The 17,012-nt window shown below is 34.2% G+C and carries 15 protein-coding genes; 6 read left to right on the forward strand and 9 right to left on the reverse strand.

Features of this window, described 5'->3' with window-relative positions; genetic code table 11:
* Positions 1 to 20 precede the first annotated feature (20 nt).
* Complete coding sequence (locus GXM16_RS03740) at positions 21 to 1,019, forward strand: TerC/Alx family metal homeostasis membrane protein (protein ID WP_163392848.1); 999 nt, start codon at positions 21 to 23, stop codon at positions 1,017 to 1,019.
* Between the two features lie 222 nt (positions 1,020 to 1,241).
* On the forward strand, positions 1,242 to 3,158 hold the full coding sequence (locus tag GXM16_RS03745) for an ABC-F family ATP-binding cassette domain-containing protein (RefSeq protein ID WP_163392850.1): 1,917 nt from the start codon (positions 1,242 to 1,244) through the stop codon (positions 3,156 to 3,158).
* A 273-nt stretch (positions 3,159 to 3,431) separates the two neighbouring features.
* On the opposite strand, the gene GXM16_RS03750 is transcribed toward GXM16_RS03745, so the two are convergent.
* A complete protein-coding gene (locus GXM16_RS03750; RefSeq protein WP_163392852.1) occupies positions 3,432 to 4,394 on the reverse strand; it encodes an App1 family protein in 963 nt (320 codons plus the stop codon).
* 62 nt (positions 4,395 to 4,456) lie between these two features.
* Between GXM16_RS03750 and GXM16_RS03755 the strand changes: the two genes are divergently transcribed.
* Entirely contained in the window at positions 4,457 to 5,326 is an 870-nt protein-coding gene (locus GXM16_RS03755; RefSeq protein ID WP_163392854.1) for a diacylglycerol/lipid kinase family protein, read from the forward strand.
* A 6-nt stretch (positions 5,327 to 5,332) separates the two neighbouring features.
* On the opposite strand, the gene GXM16_RS03760 is transcribed toward GXM16_RS03755, so the two are convergent.
* Positions 5,333 to 6,478 (reverse strand): GNAT family N-acetyltransferase, encoded by a 1,146-nt coding sequence (locus tag GXM16_RS03760; RefSeq protein WP_163392856.1) that lies wholly within the window; start codon positions 6,476 to 6,478, stop codon positions 5,333 to 5,335.
* 120 nt (positions 6,479 to 6,598) lie between these two features.
* Positions 6,599 to 7,087, reverse strand: coding sequence for a DUF1761 domain-containing protein (locus tag GXM16_RS03765; RefSeq protein ID WP_163392858.1), 489 nt, complete (start codon positions 7,085 to 7,087; stop codon positions 6,599 to 6,601).
* Between the two features lie 145 nt (positions 7,088 to 7,232).
* On the opposite strand from GXM16_RS03765, the gene GXM16_RS03770 reads away from it, so the two are divergent.
* The 3 genes from GXM16_RS03770 to GXM16_RS03780 all read left to right on the forward strand — a co-directional run bounded on the left by GXM16_RS03770 (position 7,233) and on the right by GXM16_RS03780 (position 9,497).
* The gene (locus GXM16_RS03770) at positions 7,233 to 7,901 is read left to right on the forward strand and encodes a leucine-rich repeat domain-containing protein (protein ID WP_244307515.1); all 669 of its coding nucleotides are present in this window, start codon (positions 7,233 to 7,235) and stop codon (positions 7,899 to 7,901) included.
* Between the two features lie 218 nt (positions 7,902 to 8,119).
* Positions 8,120 to 8,425, forward strand: coding sequence for a hypothetical protein (locus tag GXM16_RS03775; RefSeq protein WP_163392859.1), 306 nt, complete (start codon positions 8,120 to 8,122; stop codon positions 8,423 to 8,425).
* Between the two features lie 331 nt (positions 8,426 to 8,756).
* Positions 8,757 to 9,497 (forward strand): carbonic anhydrase family protein, encoded by a 741-nt coding sequence (locus tag GXM16_RS03780; protein ID WP_163392861.1) that lies wholly within the window; start codon positions 8,757 to 8,759, stop codon positions 9,495 to 9,497.
* A gap of 264 nt (positions 9,498 to 9,761) precedes the next feature.
* On the opposite strand, the gene GXM16_RS03785 is transcribed toward GXM16_RS03780, so the two are convergent.
* The 6 genes from GXM16_RS03785 to GXM16_RS03810 all read right to left on the reverse strand — a co-directional run bounded on the left by GXM16_RS03785 (position 9,762) and on the right by GXM16_RS03810 (position 16,925).
* Positions 9,762 to 10,397 carry a hypothetical protein gene (locus GXM16_RS03785; RefSeq protein ID WP_163392863.1) on the reverse strand — a complete coding sequence of 212 codons (636 nt, stop codon included), beginning with the start codon at positions 10,395 to 10,397 and terminating at the stop codon, positions 9,762 to 9,764.
* 69 nt (positions 10,398 to 10,466) lie between these two features.
* Entirely contained in the window at positions 10,467 to 11,819 is a 1,353-nt protein-coding gene (locus GXM16_RS03790; protein ID WP_163392865.1) for a DUF3526 domain-containing protein, read from the reverse strand.
* A 1-nt stretch (position 11,820) separates the two neighbouring features.
* Positions 11,821 to 13,257 carry an ABC transporter permease gene (locus GXM16_RS03795; protein ID WP_163392867.1) on the reverse strand — a complete coding sequence of 479 codons (1,437 nt, stop codon included), beginning with the start codon at positions 13,255 to 13,257 and terminating at the stop codon, positions 11,821 to 11,823.
* A gap of 6 nt (positions 13,258 to 13,263) precedes the next feature.
* Entirely contained in the window at positions 13,264 to 15,567 is a 2,304-nt protein-coding gene (locus tag GXM16_RS03800) for a TonB-dependent siderophore receptor (protein ID WP_163392869.1), read from the reverse strand.
* A 25-nt stretch (positions 15,568 to 15,592) separates the two neighbouring features.
* On the reverse strand, positions 15,593 to 16,288 hold the full coding sequence (locus tag GXM16_RS03805; RefSeq protein WP_163392871.1) for an ABC transporter ATP-binding protein: 696 nt from the start codon (positions 16,286 to 16,288) through the stop codon (positions 15,593 to 15,595).
* Positions 16,289 to 16,568: 280 nt separating this feature from the next.
* Entirely contained in the window at positions 16,569 to 16,925 is a 357-nt protein-coding gene (locus tag GXM16_RS03810; protein WP_229684143.1) for a hypothetical protein, read from the reverse strand.
* Positions 16,926 to 17,012 lie beyond the last annotated feature (87 nt).

The following is a 17,012-nucleotide window of genomic DNA, read 5'->3' on the forward strand; positions in this document are numbered from 1 at the left end:
TAACTTAATTAATATTTCAAATGAATCAACACCCCATTTTTTCGGAACATCCCGGTTTAGTTATCGTTTTTGCGGTTGCAGTACTTATTATGCTATTGCTGGATTTAGGAATTTTCAACAAAAAAAGTCACGTAGTAACCAATAAAGAAGCGATTACCTGGTCATTGGTCTGGATAAGTTTAGCCATGATTTTCAGTGGTTTGGTATATCATTTTGCAGGTGCAGCAAAATTCTATGAATTTCAGTCGGCATACTGGATTGAAAAAGCACTTTCTGTAGATAACCTGTTTGTTTTTATATTGGTTTTTAAATTTTTTGATGTACAAAACGAGAATAAACACAAAGTTTTATTCTGGGGGATTATCGGAGCATTGGTTTTACGTGCGATTTTCATATTCTCAGGGGCTTTCTTAATTGAGCTAACGTACTTAAACAAGCTTTTAGGCTTAGCAGGTATAGAAGGGTTCAAATACGATATTAACTTAATCATGACTGCTTTTGGATTATTCCTTGTGTATGCAGGAATCAAATCCTGGTCTGCAGGCGATGATGATGACGAAGAAGATTACAACAATACAAGAGGAGCGAAACTGATTAGAAAGTTTTTCAGCGTTTCTGATAAATATGATGGTGACAAATTCTTCACATACGAAAACGGAAAAAAATTAGCAACGCCGCTTTTAGTAGTAGTAGCAGTAATTGAATTTACAGATTTATTATTCGCAGTAGATTCTATTCCGGCAATTTTCGCTATTTCAAACGATCCGTTTATCCTTTATACATCTAATATTTTTGCAATTTTAGGATTAAGAGCTTTGTTCTTTTTATTGGATAACTTTATTCACTTATTTAGTAAACTGCAATATGGACTGGCAATTATTCTTTCTTTCATTGGTATAAAAATGATTATTGCACCATTTTATCACATCGAATCCATTTATTCACTAATTGTTATTGGAGGTATTCTTGTAATATCGGTATTGTTATCCGTGCTGTTACCTGAATCAAAAGAAGAATAATGAAATTTAGATAAATAGAAACGGATGGAAAACTGAAATGATTTCCATCCGTTTTTTTATGGTTAGAACTGAAGCTTTGTGATTTATAAGCTGAAAATGACAAGTTATTCGTTTTCAAAAGGACAGTCAAAACTTTCAATTAATTGTCATACTTTTGCACTTTCAAAAAGTAAAGTAATAAGGTGCTTAAATCTTTATTGCTGATACTGATAGTCACAAATTATGCTTAATATACACAATCTTTCAGTTTCTTTTGGAGGAACTTATTTATTTGAAGAAGTTACTTTTCGTTTAGGTGCAGGAGACCGCGTAGGTCTTGTTGGTAAAAACGGAGCGGGTAAATCCACCATGTTAAAAATGCTTGCAGGAGATTTTAAACCTGATTCGGGAGTTATTTCGCAGGAGAAAGACATTCGAATGGGTTTTTTGCGCCAGGATATTGATTTTGAACAAGGAAGAACAGTTTTGGAGGAAGCTTATGAAGCTTTTACTGAAATTAAGGTGGTAGAAAAAAAACTGGAAGAAATCAATCATCAATTGGTTACCAGAACCGATTATGAAAGTGAAGAATACAGCCAGATTATAGAAGATTTATCTGATTATACCCATCGTTTTGACCTTTTGGGAGGTTACAATTATGTAGGGGATACAGAAAAAATTCTTTTAGGTCTTGGGTTCAAAAGAGAAGTTTTCAATAACCAGACCGAAACCTTTTCAGGGGGATGGAGAATGCGTATTGAGCTGGCTAAATTATTATTACAATCCAATGATGTTTTATTGCTGGATGAGCCAACCAACCACTTAGATATCGAAAGTATCATTTGGTTAGAAAATTTCCTTCGTAATTATCCGGGAGTTGTAGTAATCGTTTCGCACGATAAAATGTTTTTGGATAATGTGACAAATCGTACTATCGAAATTTCATTAGGAAAAGCATACGATTTCAATAAGCCGTATTCGCAGTATTTAGAATTGCGTCACGAAATTCGCGAAAAGCAATTGGCAACTCAGAAAAATCAGCAGAAAAAAATTGAAGAAACCGAAAAATTAATCGAGAAGTTCCGTGCCAAAGCTTCAAAAGCTTCCATGGCGCAGTCGTTGATTAAAAAACTGGATAAAGTAGAACGGATTGAAGTTGATGAAGACGATAATTCGGTTATGAATATTTCTTTTCCCGTTTCAAAAGAACCAGGAAAAGTAGTTATAGAAGCCGAACATGTAACCAAAGCTTACGGAGATAAAACGATTCTTAAAGATATTAGTTTGTTGGTTGAACGCGGAAGTAAAATTGCTTTTGTCGGCCAGAACGGACAAGGAAAATCGACTTTCATTAAAGCGCTTGTAAATGAGTTTGAGTACCAGGGAAATATCAAACTAGGACATAATGTACAATTAGGATATTTTGCTCAGAATCAAGCGGAATATTTAGACGGTGAAATCACCTTACTGCAGACTATGGAAGATGCAGCAACCGATACTAACCGTATGAAAGTCCGCGATATGCTCGGTTCTTTCCTGTTTCGTGGAGATGATGTAGAGAAAAAAGTAAAGGTGCTTTCCGGAGGAGAGCGTAATCGTCTGGCGCTTTGTAAACTGCTTCTTCAGCCAATCAATGTATTGCTGATGGATGAGCCTACGAACCACTTAGATATCAAATCTAAGAATGTTTTAAAAGCCGCGTTACAAAAATTTGGAGGAACCCTTTTACTGGTTTCTCACGACAGGGATTTTCTTCAGGGAATGTCAAATATCGTTTACGAATTCAAAGATCAGAAAATCAAGGAATATTTAGGTGATATCAACTTTTTCTTAGAACAGCGTAATCTCGAAAACATGCGTGAAGTCGAGAAAAAAGATGTTGTAAAAGCAGCAGCTCCGGTAAAAGAAACCAACAAAGTTTCATACGAAGATCAGAAAAAAACAAAAACGCTTCAAAACAGATTAAGCAAAATCGAAAGTCAGATTCAGCAATTAGAAAAAGACATTCAGCACGACGATAAAATGCTGGCTTCAAATTATGATAAACATATCGAAGACGCCTCATTTTTTACCGCATACAATAAAAAGAAAGCAGATTTAGATCAATTGCTTATGGATTGGGAAATCGTTCAGGAAGAGATTGATAATTTTAATGCTTAAAATATTTTTCGGGAGCTATTTCCAGCTTTCCGTTTCAAGTCCTCACAAAAGAGGCTGTATTTCTAATGTTGCAAAAAGAGCTTCTTCCAGTCGTTTTTTTTCAACAAGAAATACGGCCTTTTTGCTCCGGGCTTTTCACTTCAAATGAAATTCACTGAACTCCGAATAAAATAAAATTATAGTGAAGTAATCTGGGCTAGGAGTTTCCGGTTTTTAAGTTTGATTGTTTCATATTTCAGGTCTCCAACTCATAACTTTTCAACCTAATATTCTTTATTTAATAATCTCAATAGATTTTGAATGCATAATCGCTTCACTGCTTTCTTTAAAGTAACAGGCAGAAACATCAAGCGATTCTAAATTCTTCATGATTTTTTTGACTTCCGATTTTTGACTTTTACCGGTTTGTCTGATATAAACGGCAATTACCGTAACCGGAAATATTTTGCAGATTTGCTCATACAGAAACGGGTCATGTTGTGAATCATCTCCCAACAATACATATTTGAGATTCGGATAGAACTCCAATACATGTTTTATTTTGTCAAATTTATGATTGTGGTCACCACGTCCGCTCATGAAAAAATCGGTAATGCCTCTTTTAATATCCTTCAATAAAATGACGGCTCTGGGCAACTGATGTATTTTGGTAAATTTTACAATAAACCGGTATAAATTCCATTCGCTGCTTGAGATATAAAAAAAAGCATTCTGTTCGTCCTTATTATTTCTTCCAGCGGAACTTAAAGCCTGATAATGCGGAACAACATCTTTAAACACTTTTCGGTCATTTACATTTTTAAATAATAGAATATAAATTTTCCTAAAGATGTTTTTTGTATGCGAAATCAAAAAAGTATCATCGATATCAGATATGATTCCAAGGTTTCCATCATGAGGTCTTATAAAACTACCTTTGCAGGAAATCTTTTCTGATTTGTATTTAATGCTGACTTCATATTCCATCCATCCAAAATTAAATTCCTTTTCAAGCGGAATACAAAACTTGAAATAACCATCGTCTAAAGTTTTGGTATGGATTTCTTTTTCACCAAATTTCAGGTAAATATCAAAATTTTGAATCGTTTTTATCCTGAACTGATTAATAATTGAGCGTGCATTTTTTAAGTTTTTCTTCTGAAAATCATACTTGTACGTTCTCTTAAAAACATGCCCCATTACAATTAATTCCTGTTCATTGGCATAACCCCGATATAATTGTAAAATTGGTTTCATTAATTGCGTATATTTATGTAACTGTAATTTAATTATTTTAATTGGTTTTTAAATAGAAAATTTTGAAAAAGAATATCATATTCGTTGTAAACCCTATTTCAGGAGACCTTGATAAATCTGATTTGATCGAGGCGGTACAGGAGTTTGCGACTACAAATAATTTTGATTTAGAGGTATATGAAACTACCGGAAAAAATGATGCGAAAAAAATACAAGCCTTGTATGATCAGTACAATCCGGAACGAATTGTAGTAGCCGGAGGTGACGGAACTATTAAGATGGTAGCCGAAGCAATGGAAGAGCACGATGTTATTATTGGTATTTTGCCTGCCGGTTCTGCTAACGGACTTTCTGTTGATTTAAACCTGCCATCAACAATTGAAGAGAACCTTAAAATTGCCTTTTTGAACCATTATATCGAAATGGATATGATTTGTATAAACGGTAAAAAAAGTATTCATTTAAGCGATTTAGGATTAAATGCTGACCTCGTTAAAAATTATGAAGAAAGCGATGTACGTGGTTTTTGGGGTTATGCTTTGCAGGCGTTTACGACCTTGACAGAGTCCAACGAACCATTTGTTGCGACTATTAAAGCAAATAAAAAAACAGTTGAACATACAGCAAGAATGATTGTTATTGCTAATTCTCAAAAGTATGGGACAGGTGTAACCATCAATCCCAATGGAGCTATGAACGACGGTAAATTTGAATTGGTCATCCTGAAAAACCTTGATTTGTTCCTTATCGGAAAGATAATTACCGGTAACATGCCGATCGATTCTGAGGATGTGGTTATTATCTCTACAGATCAGGCGACTATAGAAACGGATTATCCGGTGAGTTTTCAGATCGATGGTGAATACTGTGGAGCGCAGAAGTCATTGGAAATCCATATTCTGTACAAACAAATGAAAATTGCTATTCCGTAAAAGATATTATTTAAAAGGATTTCGTTCCTGCCAATCTGTTTTTGGTTCCAGATAATTAAAAAATCGCGCAATATTGTGATTGATTAAAGCATTGCTATGCGTAATGAGTCCATACATTTTTATCGGTTTAGCACCTACTGAACTTTTAATTTCAAGAGCGGTTCTGGCAAAAACAATTTCCTTAAATCCTTTTTTGATGGAGTATGCAATCATGTCGTATAACATGTTAAGATATAGCATTTTTTCACGCTGTATACTTTCGTCATAGCCTAAAAAATAAGTGTCCATTGTGTCACTATTTTTTATAAGGGTATTGAAACCGATTAACTTTTCGTCTAAAAAATAACCATAAAGGAGAAAGTCATCTTTCATGATTTCCTTAAAAAAGCTAAAATGATTTCTAGCGAGAAAAAAAGTATTGAAAGGAGCATTTTTTGCCACATGAAAATAGAGGTCGTAAATAACATCTTCATATTTTCGAATGTCAGATAAGGACATTTTTTGTTTTACGATTCCTTCTGCTTTTTTTCTGGCACGTTTGTACTGGTCGCGGTATTTTTTGGATAAAGCATCAATATAATCCTGTTCTGATTTCCAGTTTTTATTGATTTCAAAAATCATATTGGGCTGGGTCGAAAACGTATAATTGTTTTTGAATTCTGCTTGTAAAGGCTCAACTTCTTTGGCAGTAAAATCTTTTATACTCGTGATATGTACTTTTTTTCCACTTGCTTTTAAATCCTTTTTAAGCTGACTAATCGCTTTATGAAGTGTTTTAATGGCTTTTGCTTGTTTTATGTTTTGAGCAAAAGCAAAAGCATTTTGCCCCGTGAGCATATTGTTGCCTACGAATAACACATGCGAAGCAAAATTTTTAAGGGCAAAATTGCGGACAGAAGTTTTCAAGCATTTATCGCGTTCTCCAAATGATTCCAGTTTTTCTGCAAATAAAAATTGAGTCAGCGCAATCCCGATAAGTTTTTTTTCTTCAAAAAATCCGATGAAATGACAGGTCATATTTACCGGACAGGAATTTTCCAGTACTTTGAGATATTCCCGTGTCAAAAAAATGTTTTCTGAAGCCAGCGAGTTCCATTCTAAGGGCAGCAGGGACGTGTTTTTAAATATTTGGAAAGAATAGTTTGTATTCAAGAGTGTAAGCTAATTTCTTCAAAATTAGATAATATTTGCAATAACCAATTTGCTTTAAGTTATTATTAAGAAAAATCCGTTTGAGTTCAATTTTCAAACGGATTTATTTTTATGTTTTTATTAGGCGTATGCGCAGACAATTCCACCTATAATAGTAAGTGTAAGCATCCAGTATCCCGCATGTACAAAGATGTATTTCCATGATTTTCTTTCGAATAAACCATTAATTCCAATAACTGGGAAAACAAAAAATAAACCGGCCATAAAGCCATGAAGCGCGCCATGTTTAAATGTTCTGTAGGCAGTTCCGTAATCCGCCATAAAAGCGTGAAATGAAGGTTTGGCACTTTCTATCATAGGTGGTCCTCCAATCATTCCCAATGCACCCGACTGGTGAATCGTGAATGACATTAGAGCCATAGAAATCATTACGGAAAAGATGTAAGTGAATCCAAATATTTTGAGCATATTGCCTTTTCTGAGATCTTCTTGTGTAAAATTATTTTCTCTCATCCAGATGGTTCCGAATACTTTTGGATTGTACCAGATAAAGCCGGTTACAAGTGTAACAACAGCAGCTGCCAGAAATGTAATAAAGTTAATTTCCATAAAATAAGGTTTTTATAATTAGTTGCTCAAATTTAATTAAAAATTCAGCGTAAAAGATATTTTTATTTGGACTATGAAAACGAAGCTTTTTACTTATTAACACTTTATCGACATTACTTGTACTGAAGTTTTAAATCACATAATTTTGCAGCAAACATTGATGCCCCAATCTATGCGAAAATTGTACTTTTTGCTTTTACTTTTTGCTTTATCAAATTCAGTTTTTGCAGATACGGTTTCTGATAAGGAGAAAGATGCCCTGATTAAAATATATCAGGCAACAAATGGAAGGGATTGGAAAATAAAATGGGATTTAACATCCTCAGTTTCTACCTGGTTTGGTGTTGAAATCAATAATGGTCAGGTTGTCGGACTTAATTTGGCAGATAATAACTTAAAAGGGGAATTACCATCCGCTATTGGAGATTTACGGCACTTGCAAACTCTTGCACTTTTTAATAATGAAATAAAAGGAAATTTACCGGAGTCAGTATATGAAATTCCAAATTTGAAAATCCTGCTTTTGAATAATAATAAATTCTCAGGTAGTCTGAGTCATAAAATAGAGAATTTCAATTCTTTAGTAAACCTCAGCTTATTTGATAATAATTTTGAAGGTGAAATTCCGAAAGAACTTCAAAACCTTCAAAATTTATCCGAAATGAATCTTTCGTATAATAAATTTAAAGGGTCAGTTTCAAAAAAGCTCACTTTGCTGGATGCTTTAAATATGACCATGCTGGATGAAAATGGAAATCCTTTTTTGCTGGATGTAACTGAAGAAAAAGATATTACCAATATTACCGTTAATTAATCGTGCTTATGAATGAATTTTACTCGTGAAAAAAGTTGATTAATCTATTTAGTTAATTGTGAAAAAACCGTAATTAATTGCGGTTTTTTTATGCCAAAAAAAATATAATTTAATATTAGGTAATGTAGCTTTTTGCTTTTTTTTCATAACTTTAAATATTCAATTAAAAAGCAATTTAAGCTAACTATAAAATAAATTCTAACCTTAATACTAAAATCATGGTAATACATTATCAGGGAAAACAACACGGAAAAAGCACTAAATTCACTATCAGGATAATTGGTAATAACCTTTCAAAAAGCAGTTCCAACTATCAGATTGATTTATTGGTAGGAGATAATCAATTACCATTGTTTACTTCTGAAATTCATCAGAGTTTGTCTAATTGCCTGAGAGAGATTTATTTGTTCAGAAAACACAATGGGATTACTTTTGAAGAATCGTCTGAAAAAATTGAAACATTATTGGTTCCTTACGATAAGGTTTTGTACGATTATAATAAGTTTGCTTTGTTTAGGGCTTAATCAATGGGGACACAATCAAAATTAAAGACTGCATTTGCGGTCTTTTTTTGTTTTAGGGTAAGTCAGAAGGACTCATGAAGGTTTTACAAACAATTCTTCATAGAAATATCTAAAGTATTAGATTTTATTTTACTAATTCCTATTGTTTGAATTCACAATGTCAGTGACTTGGAGGATTGATAATACAGTTAAGAGTAAAATTTAAATTTAAGAGGCTATTTCCAGGTAGGGAAATAGCCTTTTTTCTTGTTTTATGTAAGCATTCAAAGAATAATAAACGGAAATGCTGAACACCGTTTTACAAAGTAGGCAGATTTAATTAAAATAAAAAATGAACAATCAACTTAAAGCAGTAGCAATGTTGTACGCAGCAATGCTTTTTGTCTCTTGCAACAATGGAGCAAAAACAGAAAAATCTACTCCGGAACAAGATTTAAAGCCTGTGGTTTCTCATGTAATGACTAAGGAAGAGCAGATAAGACTTACTCCTGACGGAATTTTACAGGAATTTGTAGAAGGAAATAAACGTTTTCAAAGCGGTACTACTACGGTTCGTGATCATAGTAAACAAGCCAGAAAATCGGCACCGGGTCAGTTTCCAAAAGCAGTTGTATTAAGTTGTGTCGATAGCCGAGTACCAGTCGAAGATGTCTTTGATCAGGGTTTGGGTGATATTTTTGTGGGACGAGTAGCAGGGAATTTTGTAAACGAAGATCTATTAGGAAGTTTGGAATTTGCCTGCAAGGTATCGGGTGCAAAACTTATTTTAGTAATGGGACACCAGCATTGTGGAGCTATAAAAGGAGCAATTGATGATGTGAAACTTGGAAATATTACAGCTATGCTTTCAAAAATAAAACCTGCTGTACTGATGAGTCAGGATTTTAAAGGTAAGAAAACCTCTAAAAATGATGAATTTGTAAAATACGTTTCAGAAAACAACGTGACTTATACTATAGAGCAAATTCGTAAAAAGAGTCCTATTCTTAAAGAAATGGAAGATAAAGGAGAGATAAAAATCGTTGGTGTTTTTTATAATTTGACAGATGGGACTCTTGAGTTTTTAAAATAATAACCTTTAGAATACTTCATGCCAGTTTCTGATTTAAGAAAAATAACTTTAAACAAATAACTGAAAAATCTAACTTTTCAGTTGTTTGTTTACCACAAAATTAATTTTTTCTGATTCTTTATCAGATTTTTCCTTTAGTGCTAAGACTAAAAATAAATCGTAGCGTTTGTAAAGCAGCTAACTAAAACAGGTCTTTGTTTTTAATTATATTCTTAAATCAGACAGCTTGGCAGTGTAGATTAAATCATTTTTATATAAAATTCTTCAATTCAAAATCAAATCTATACTTTCAGATAATTGTTCAGATAATTGAACTTCGTTATTGTCTTTTAAGGTATAAGGTACGAGTCTTCCATTTTTAATAATTTCGTTTTTCGAATAAATCATATTAAAGTAGTTGCTCAGATTATTTGCATCTGTTGTCAGGATGATATTTTTTCTGTCTTTTGGAATATCTTCATAATAATATCTTGATTTTTCTAAAGCAGGATATTTATCTAATAAAGAATCATTTATTGTAAAAGAGGAACCGCCTTTATATAAATCTTCTGAAAGTATCGCAGTAATTTGAATATTATGAATGGTTTGTTTTAAATCCTTGAATAAATCTTTCGTAGTCGAAAAATCAGATTGCAGAAGTTTATCTTTTTGAGATAATTGCCTAATTACAGAAAGCCTTACGTAATCACAATTTATTTCAGTCACTTTGAAAATAAAATATTTGTTTTCAAAGCTTTGACTGCCATTGTGGCCTCTTTGTTTGCTGAATATAAAACTTCCTAATTGTAATTTATGTTCTGGAGTATTCATTGCTTTTTTCCATGCATAAGGTTTATAGACCAATTGTTTAAAAGTGTAAATAGCAATTATAATCAGACTTATAAAAAATATTCTTTTCATTTTTTGTGATTTAAAGAGACTTTGAAAGTATGATTTGCTTTCAAAGTCACTCTAAATTAACATTTATCCTTAAATTATCTGTTGATTTTTCCTGAAATTCATCCAGCCCAACCCAATAAAAATGATGTTGAAAATCACTAAAGGAAGCAAACTTTTTATCAGGTTTGTTTGAGACTTGTCTTCAAAAGTTTCAACCTCAAATTCAGACCAATTTTCTTTGGCTACAGGTGCATTATCAAAGATTTTAGGATAAAAATACAGCCTCATTTTTTCATGAAATGCTGTTGTTTTCTGCATAAATAAAAGCTGGTTTTCCAAATCTGATTTTGCAATTTCATTCAGTAGAATTTGGGTATGCAAAGTCGGAATAAATTGTGCGATTGACTGGCTCGTCTGATTGCGTTGTTTTAATTTAGTTTGTAATTCCAGAGACTGTTTTGCCGATTCGTCATCGCCCATTTGCTGCATCGCGTAATACCAAAGCCAGCTGAATTCTTCATCAGGTAAAACATAACTTTTGAACTGTGGATAATGACTGTAGAATTTATTCATTGTCGTTTTTTTATCCATATCCCATTTTTCGTGGTAGGCATTTCGTTGTTTCAGTGTTAGTTCTAATGCTTCAGGAACCGGATATTTGTTTACAATGTAAGTGTTAATGGCCGCCGGAAGAATAATAATCAGAAACAGCCAGACCGTCAATAAGATTACAGCATTAAAATTTGAATCTTTTTGAAGCGAAACCATAAAAAAGCAAACAGTAAACCAAAAAAGAATGTACAAAATACTGATGATGTAAAAAGTGAGAAGTGAATTGTCAAATGGTATATTCAAAAGTATGACGGCAATAATGAGGATAATTGTTACTAATGCAAGCAAGCTTAAAATCCGGATATAAAATAATTTGAGAATGTATAAAAAAGTATTGTCGCTTTGTGTGGCTACAATTTTCCAGGTTCCGGATTCTTTTTCTTCTGAAACAATATTATAGGTAAAAGCAATAATAAGAAGCGGAAAAAGATAAATAAGTACAAAACTAAAATCAAGATTTCCCAACAAAAGATTACTTGGATTATTGAGTTCCGAATCGTATTTCTGCCCTTCCAAACCTCTGATTGTAACACTCTGAATCGACGGATTGACATCCCGCTGCCCAATCGCCAGACTGTTGAGAGGAAATGTTTTGTTGACAAGTGAAAATTTTACATAATAAAGCAAAAGTCCCATTTCGTCTTTGTGAAAAGAAGCGTTTCTGGCAATGTGTTCTTTTTGATAAACTGTCGCTTCGATAATGTTTTTATGCTGCTTTTGCTGGAATTGCTGTCCAATTAAAAGACTTATGAATCCGATAATCAGGAGAAACAATAATCCAACTTTTGTTCCCTTAGAGCGGATGAAATTTTTGAATACTAATGCTAACATATTAAATGGCTTTAAGTTTTTTGGATGCGAATCGGATTAAAATAAATAACAAAATGATCCAGAGAAAAAGTGAAATAACAGAGACCATTTCGTTTTTTAAAACGCTCAAAACTCCTTTTGGCTCATAATGAAATTCCTGCACTTCTGCCCAATGGTCTTTGTCGATTACAGCCGGTTTGTCTTTTTTGTTGCTGATGTATTTGATTTGTAACGCATTCATTTTTTGCGCCATATCATAGCGGTACGTTTCAGCTTGTTTCTGGAAATCGATGTACGAATCATAATCGGTATTTGACAACGCCATCGACAGGTTTTTCATCGCGATATACGGATTTAAAAGCGATACTGCTTTTGAAAAACTGTTTTGCTTTTCGTACACATGAAGCAGGCTTTCTAAATGTTTGTTGTAAATATTCGAACTGATTTTCTCACCTTCGGTCATAATAAAACCCGAATAATTAAAAGGGAGTTTCTGAACCGAATCGACTTTGTGAACCGCCAGTAAAGAATCCTTTATTGCCTTGTAATGCGGATCATTCGGATTGTGACTGTCGCCTTGTTTCAAAATATCTTTTTCGATATCGCTGTTGAACTGGATTTTCGAAGGTGCTTCGTAAATATAAGCGCCAATTGCCTGCGTTGTTCTCGGTAAAAGAATTGTGAAAACCAACCAAATCCCAATTAATGAAACCAACGCTTTTTTTGAAGTTTTGCAAGAAGCAGAAATCAAAACGGCAATGGCGCAAAAAAACATTAGATATAGAAAATGAAACCCAATAAAAAAGATCATTTTGAGGGTTTCGTCAAGTGTAACGGCAAAGTTCTGAAGCAATAACAAGATGAAAACCAAAACAAGAACTACCGGAATAAACAGCATCATAACGACAGATGCAATTCCGAGTATTTTGCCTGATAAAAGCTGTTTCCAGCTGATTCCCTGACTCAAAAGCAGTTTTAGTGTCCCGTTTTCCCTTTCGGCTGCGACCGAATTAAATCCAAGGAAAAAAATCAATAACGGTAATAAAATCTGTAAAACCATAGCGGTACTGATTTCTCCAAAACGGAGCATGCTGTTGGAGAATCCGGCTTCAGAAAAATTGGCTGTATTTTGTTTATGGGCTTCCAGGAAAATGGCATTCCCAAAAAACGGTTCCATTCCAAATTCAAAAACACTCAGAGAGGTACTTTTTCGAAAAGCAAAATTTCCATAATGCGCCATTCGGTGTGGATTCTTATCCGGATTATTCAGCCAGTCTTCGCGCGATTCATGCTGGTATTTTTCGCTGGCTTCATTTTGATTGGTATAGTTTTTCCAGCCTGATAAAACCGCGTAAATCAGTAAAATACCAATAAAAAAAGTAATTATAAATACAGCTCCGTTTTTAAAAGCTGAATTTTTTAAATGTTTTGCAATTAAAATTTCTACGTGTAAAGACATGCTTCATTAAAATTTATAAGTTACGGTAAGCGTCGCATTTCGTGGCGCACCGGGAAATAAACGAAGATAGTTTTGTGCTCCAAGCCAATACGTTCGATTAAAAACATTGCCGGCATTCAGGGCAATCTGCATATTACTTTTATTAGGTTTGTAATATAAAGCAGCATCAAAAATGGTAAAATCCGGAATTGTAAAATCTCTCGTAAACCACGGAATTTTGCTGCTTTGGTACTGTATTCCAAAACCAATCCCGAAATTATCCAGAGCAGAATCAGATCTGAAATTATAACGTGTCCATAAGTTAGCGCTGTTTTTTGGTGTATTTTGTTTTCTGGCACCAATCAAAGAAGCATCACGATCATTAGTAATTTCAGCATCAATATAACTGTAAGAAGCATTAATTTGCCAGTCCGGAATAATGAAACCCGCCAGATCGCATTCAAAACCACGGCTTCTTTCTCCACCCCTTGTTACCAGTAAATCTGGGTTTACAGGATCATTCGCATTCATCAGTATATTACGCTGGTTGATTTCGTAAACAGCAGCATTAAAACTCATTGAATTATTCAGGAAAGTAGCTTTGATTCCCACTTCTTTCAAATTACTTTTCAGCGGATCAAACTGGCTTCCCGCCGGCAAACTTCCGGTTTGAGGCATTAAGCTTACCGTATTTGATTGTGGCTGATAGCCTTCAAGATAAGTGGTATACACGTTAATCGAATTGTTTACGGCATACGTTACCCCAACTCTTGGCAGCAAAGCCGATTTTTTTACGGTCAGTTCATTGTTGGTTTTATAATTGGTAATGTCTTTAAACCATTCGTTTCTTAAGCCCAACAGAAAGGTAAATTTTGCCCACTGAATCTGATCCTGAATATAAATGGAATTCGTAGTGGTCAATGCTGAGGGCAAAGCAGTTCTGACATTCAACGTATAATCTTCAGGACTTGTAACGGTATATTTTGGATTGTTCAAATTAAAATAAGTTACATTTGGCTTTGGCATAACAATTCCATCGATAGTAACTGTCTGATAATTTGAAGCATTTGCCGGTACAAAAGAACCTGCTACCGTTTCGTCATTTAGCAGATAACCTCTGGCGGCATTTTGTCCACCGCCTATGTTTTTGTTCCAGCTGCTTAAATCGTAACCGGTCAATAATTTATGGTTCAGTTTTCCGGTTTTTAAGTCGAAATTTAAGTAAGCACTTAAGTTATCAATGTCCCAATTTTGTTGGCGTTGTACAAACTGCATCATGGCCAGGCTTGTTACGGGCTGGTTGTTCATGTCAACAGCAAAGGCATTGGTTGTGCGGTGTTCCTGAAGATCTTCTGTCCAGGTTTGTTTCATGTACGAAGCATTGAAACTAATTTTAGAATTGAATTTATGTGCGAAATTCGTCATCAGAATCATTTCTTTCGACCTGAAAAAATCACCCGGAGCACCAAGATTCAGACTTATTGGGGTTTTATTCAAATCTGTCACTCCGGCAACGGCACCAAAAATGGGCTGTCCTCTGTCCAGAATTCCCTTCATGTCACTTAGGATCAATTCGGTATTGATAGCCGTTTTTTCATTCGGAATATAACTGAAGGATGGTGAAATCAGAAAGGATTTATTATTTACCAGATCACGAAACGATTTGGCTTCCTGATACGCACCGTTTACCCGATACAATAATGTTTTGGATTCGTTTACAGGTCCGGTAAAATCCAGAGTTCCGCGTAATGTACTGAAACTTCCAACACTCATGCCGACTTCTTTATGTTCTGTTGCCAAAGGTTTTTTTGTCACCATATTGATACTTCCGCCCGGATCTACAGAAGAGAATGTAGCGCTCGAAGGACCTTTTATAACTTCCACACGTTCAACATTAGTAGTAAGTGGCTGTAAAAAATAATATTGGCGTGTCCGCATTCCGTTAATGATCTGGCCTTCCTCGTTCTGACTGATTCCGCGAATCGTATACTGATTGTAATAACTCGCCGGAATAACACCACTGGTCATTTTTACCGCATCGGCTAGGTAAATAGCTGCTTTGTCTGCAATTAATTCTTTGGTTACAGTTGAAATAGATTGCGGAATATCCTTATTTAATGCTGCCGTTTTTGTCGCTGCAAAAGAATAGTCGCTGTAATATTTTTTTGTAGAACGACCAATGATTTCAACGGTTTGCAGTTCATTTCTCTTCGCTGTCATTTCTATTGAATCTTTAGCGATGCTGTCACTGACTTTTTCGTTTATGGTTTGGGATAGTACGGTTTGTATGCCTATTAGAAATAATACGGCACTTAAAAATAAATGTTTCATTTTTTAGATGGAAAATCTTTCCTTTTTAAACAGTTTGTAAGTACAAATCTTCAAGTTCGTTTGCGGATATTTTTTCGGCTTCTATAATCGTAACCAGATTTCCCTGTTTCATAATACCAATGTGTGTTGCGACTTCCCTTGCTCTGAAAATATCGTGTGTTGCCATTAAAATTGCAGTTCCGTCTGCTGAAAGTTCTTTTAAAATCTGCGAAAATTCATTGGAAGCTTTAGGATCAAGACCGCTTGTTGGCTCATCAAGTAAAAGCACTTTTGCTTTCTTGGCAATGGCAATGGCAATCCCTACTTTTTGACGCATTCCTTTTGAATAACCTCCCAGATTTTGGTCGTGGGCCGTGATTTGTAAACCGGCTTTGGTTAAAAAATATGTCAGCTCTCCGATTGAGTATTTAAATCCGGCAAGGGAAGAAAAGAATTTCAGGTTTTCCAGCCCCGTAAGATTTGGGTATAGCATGACCGTTTCAGGAATGTAAGCCACATCTTTTTTGGTTTTATCAGCATCGGTAACAACCGAAACATTATTTATTTTAATCTCGCCTTGGGAAGGTTTTATAAATCCGAGAAACAGGTTTATGGTAGTAGTTTTTCCGGCACCGTTTTGTCCTAAAAGGGCAAAAATTTCGCCTTTATTGATTGTTAAATTCAGAGCATTTAAAGCAATTTGGTCACCGTATTTTTTAGTCAGGTTTACTGCTGTGAGCATAATGTATGGATTTGGAAATTATTTGTTTTTAAAACATATATAGCTGTTTCCGGTTGTTATGATAGAACAACCAGAACTACTTAATAAAATGTAAGGTGAAGAGTTTACTGAGAAAGCGATTTTATTTAAGCTTGAAAATAAAGAGATTAATCAAATTTGCTGATGAATTCTATTCGCCAAAATAGATTTCATCAGATCAATATCTGAAATAACAGACATTACCTTTTGTCAGAAACAAAAAGAATGATTTTCAAGATTTAAAAAATAAGAATCCGGTAAACTAAAACAGAGCAGGAGGCGCTCTTAAAGCAAACAGGCTGCCTTTGAAAAATGTTGAAGTAACTTTATTGTAAAAGAAGAATACAGTTGAAGTTACAACGTTTGGTGTATGAAATGAAAAAGTATGAAACGAATTTGAAACGAAAGTGCTGAATGTAAAATGGCAGACAGGGCAATTAGTATCTACAGCATGGCTATGCGTGATTTGTTTTTCGTTGGGAGAATATTTATGATCGCATTGTTTCTCGTGAATCTGTGTATAAATATGCTCATAAGAGTGAATGGTCTGAAAAAGCATTGCGAACAATACCGTTAAAGACATGAAAAGATTAATTATTAAAAATTTCTTTTTATTCATTCTGGATTTGGAAATCTTCAGCAAATAATGCAACTAGGTTGCAAAGATAGGTATCTTATTTTAAAACGGAAGCAAAATCATTTTTAT

Origin of the sequence: Flavobacterium limi (assembly GCF_010645075.1) — a bacterium.
Lineage (GTDB): Bacteria > Bacteroidota > Bacteroidia > Flavobacteriales > Flavobacteriaceae > Flavobacterium > Flavobacterium limi.

Coding starts and splice junctions, on each gene's coding strand:
- GXM16_RS03765 (WP_163392858.1), bottom strand. CDS start 7,087: ATGGAAATTAACTTTATTACATTTCTGGCAGCTGCTGTTGTTACACTT.
- GXM16_RS03810 (WP_229684143.1), bottom strand. CDS start 16,925: ATGAATAAAAAGAAATTTTTAATAATTAATCTTTTCATGTCTTTAACG.
- GXM16_RS03800 (WP_163392869.1), bottom strand. CDS start 15,567: ATGAAACATTTATTTTTAAGTGCCGTATTATTTCTAATAGGCATACAA.
- GXM16_RS03785 (WP_163392863.1), bottom strand. CDS start 10,397: ATGAAAAGAATATTTTTTATAAGTCTGATTATAATTGCTATTTACACT.
- GXM16_RS03745 (WP_163392850.1), top strand. CDS start 1,242: ATGCTTAATATACACAATCTTTCAGTTTCTTTTGGAGGAACTTATTTA.
- GXM16_RS03795 (WP_163392867.1), bottom strand. CDS start 13,257: ATGTCTTTACACGTAGAAATTTTAATTGCAAAACATTTAAAAAATTCA.
- GXM16_RS03740 (WP_163392848.1), top strand. CDS start 21: ATGAATCAACACCCCATTTTTTCGGAACATCCCGGTTTAGTTATCGTT.
- GXM16_RS03775 (WP_163392859.1), top strand. CDS start 8,120: ATGGTAATACATTATCAGGGAAAACAACACGGAAAAAGCACTAAATTC.
- GXM16_RS03750 (WP_163392852.1), bottom strand. CDS start 4,394: ATGAAACCAATTTTACAATTATATCGGGGTTATGCCAATGAACAGGAA.
- GXM16_RS03780 (WP_163392861.1), top strand. CDS start 8,757: ATGAACAATCAACTTAAAGCAGTAGCAATGTTGTACGCAGCAATGCTT.
- GXM16_RS03805 (WP_163392871.1), bottom strand. CDS start 16,288: ATGCTCACAGCAGTAAACCTGACTAAAAAATACGGTGACCAAATTGCT.
- GXM16_RS03790 (WP_163392865.1), bottom strand. CDS start 11,819: ATGTTAGCATTAGTATTCAAAAATTTCATCCGCTCTAAGGGAACAAAA.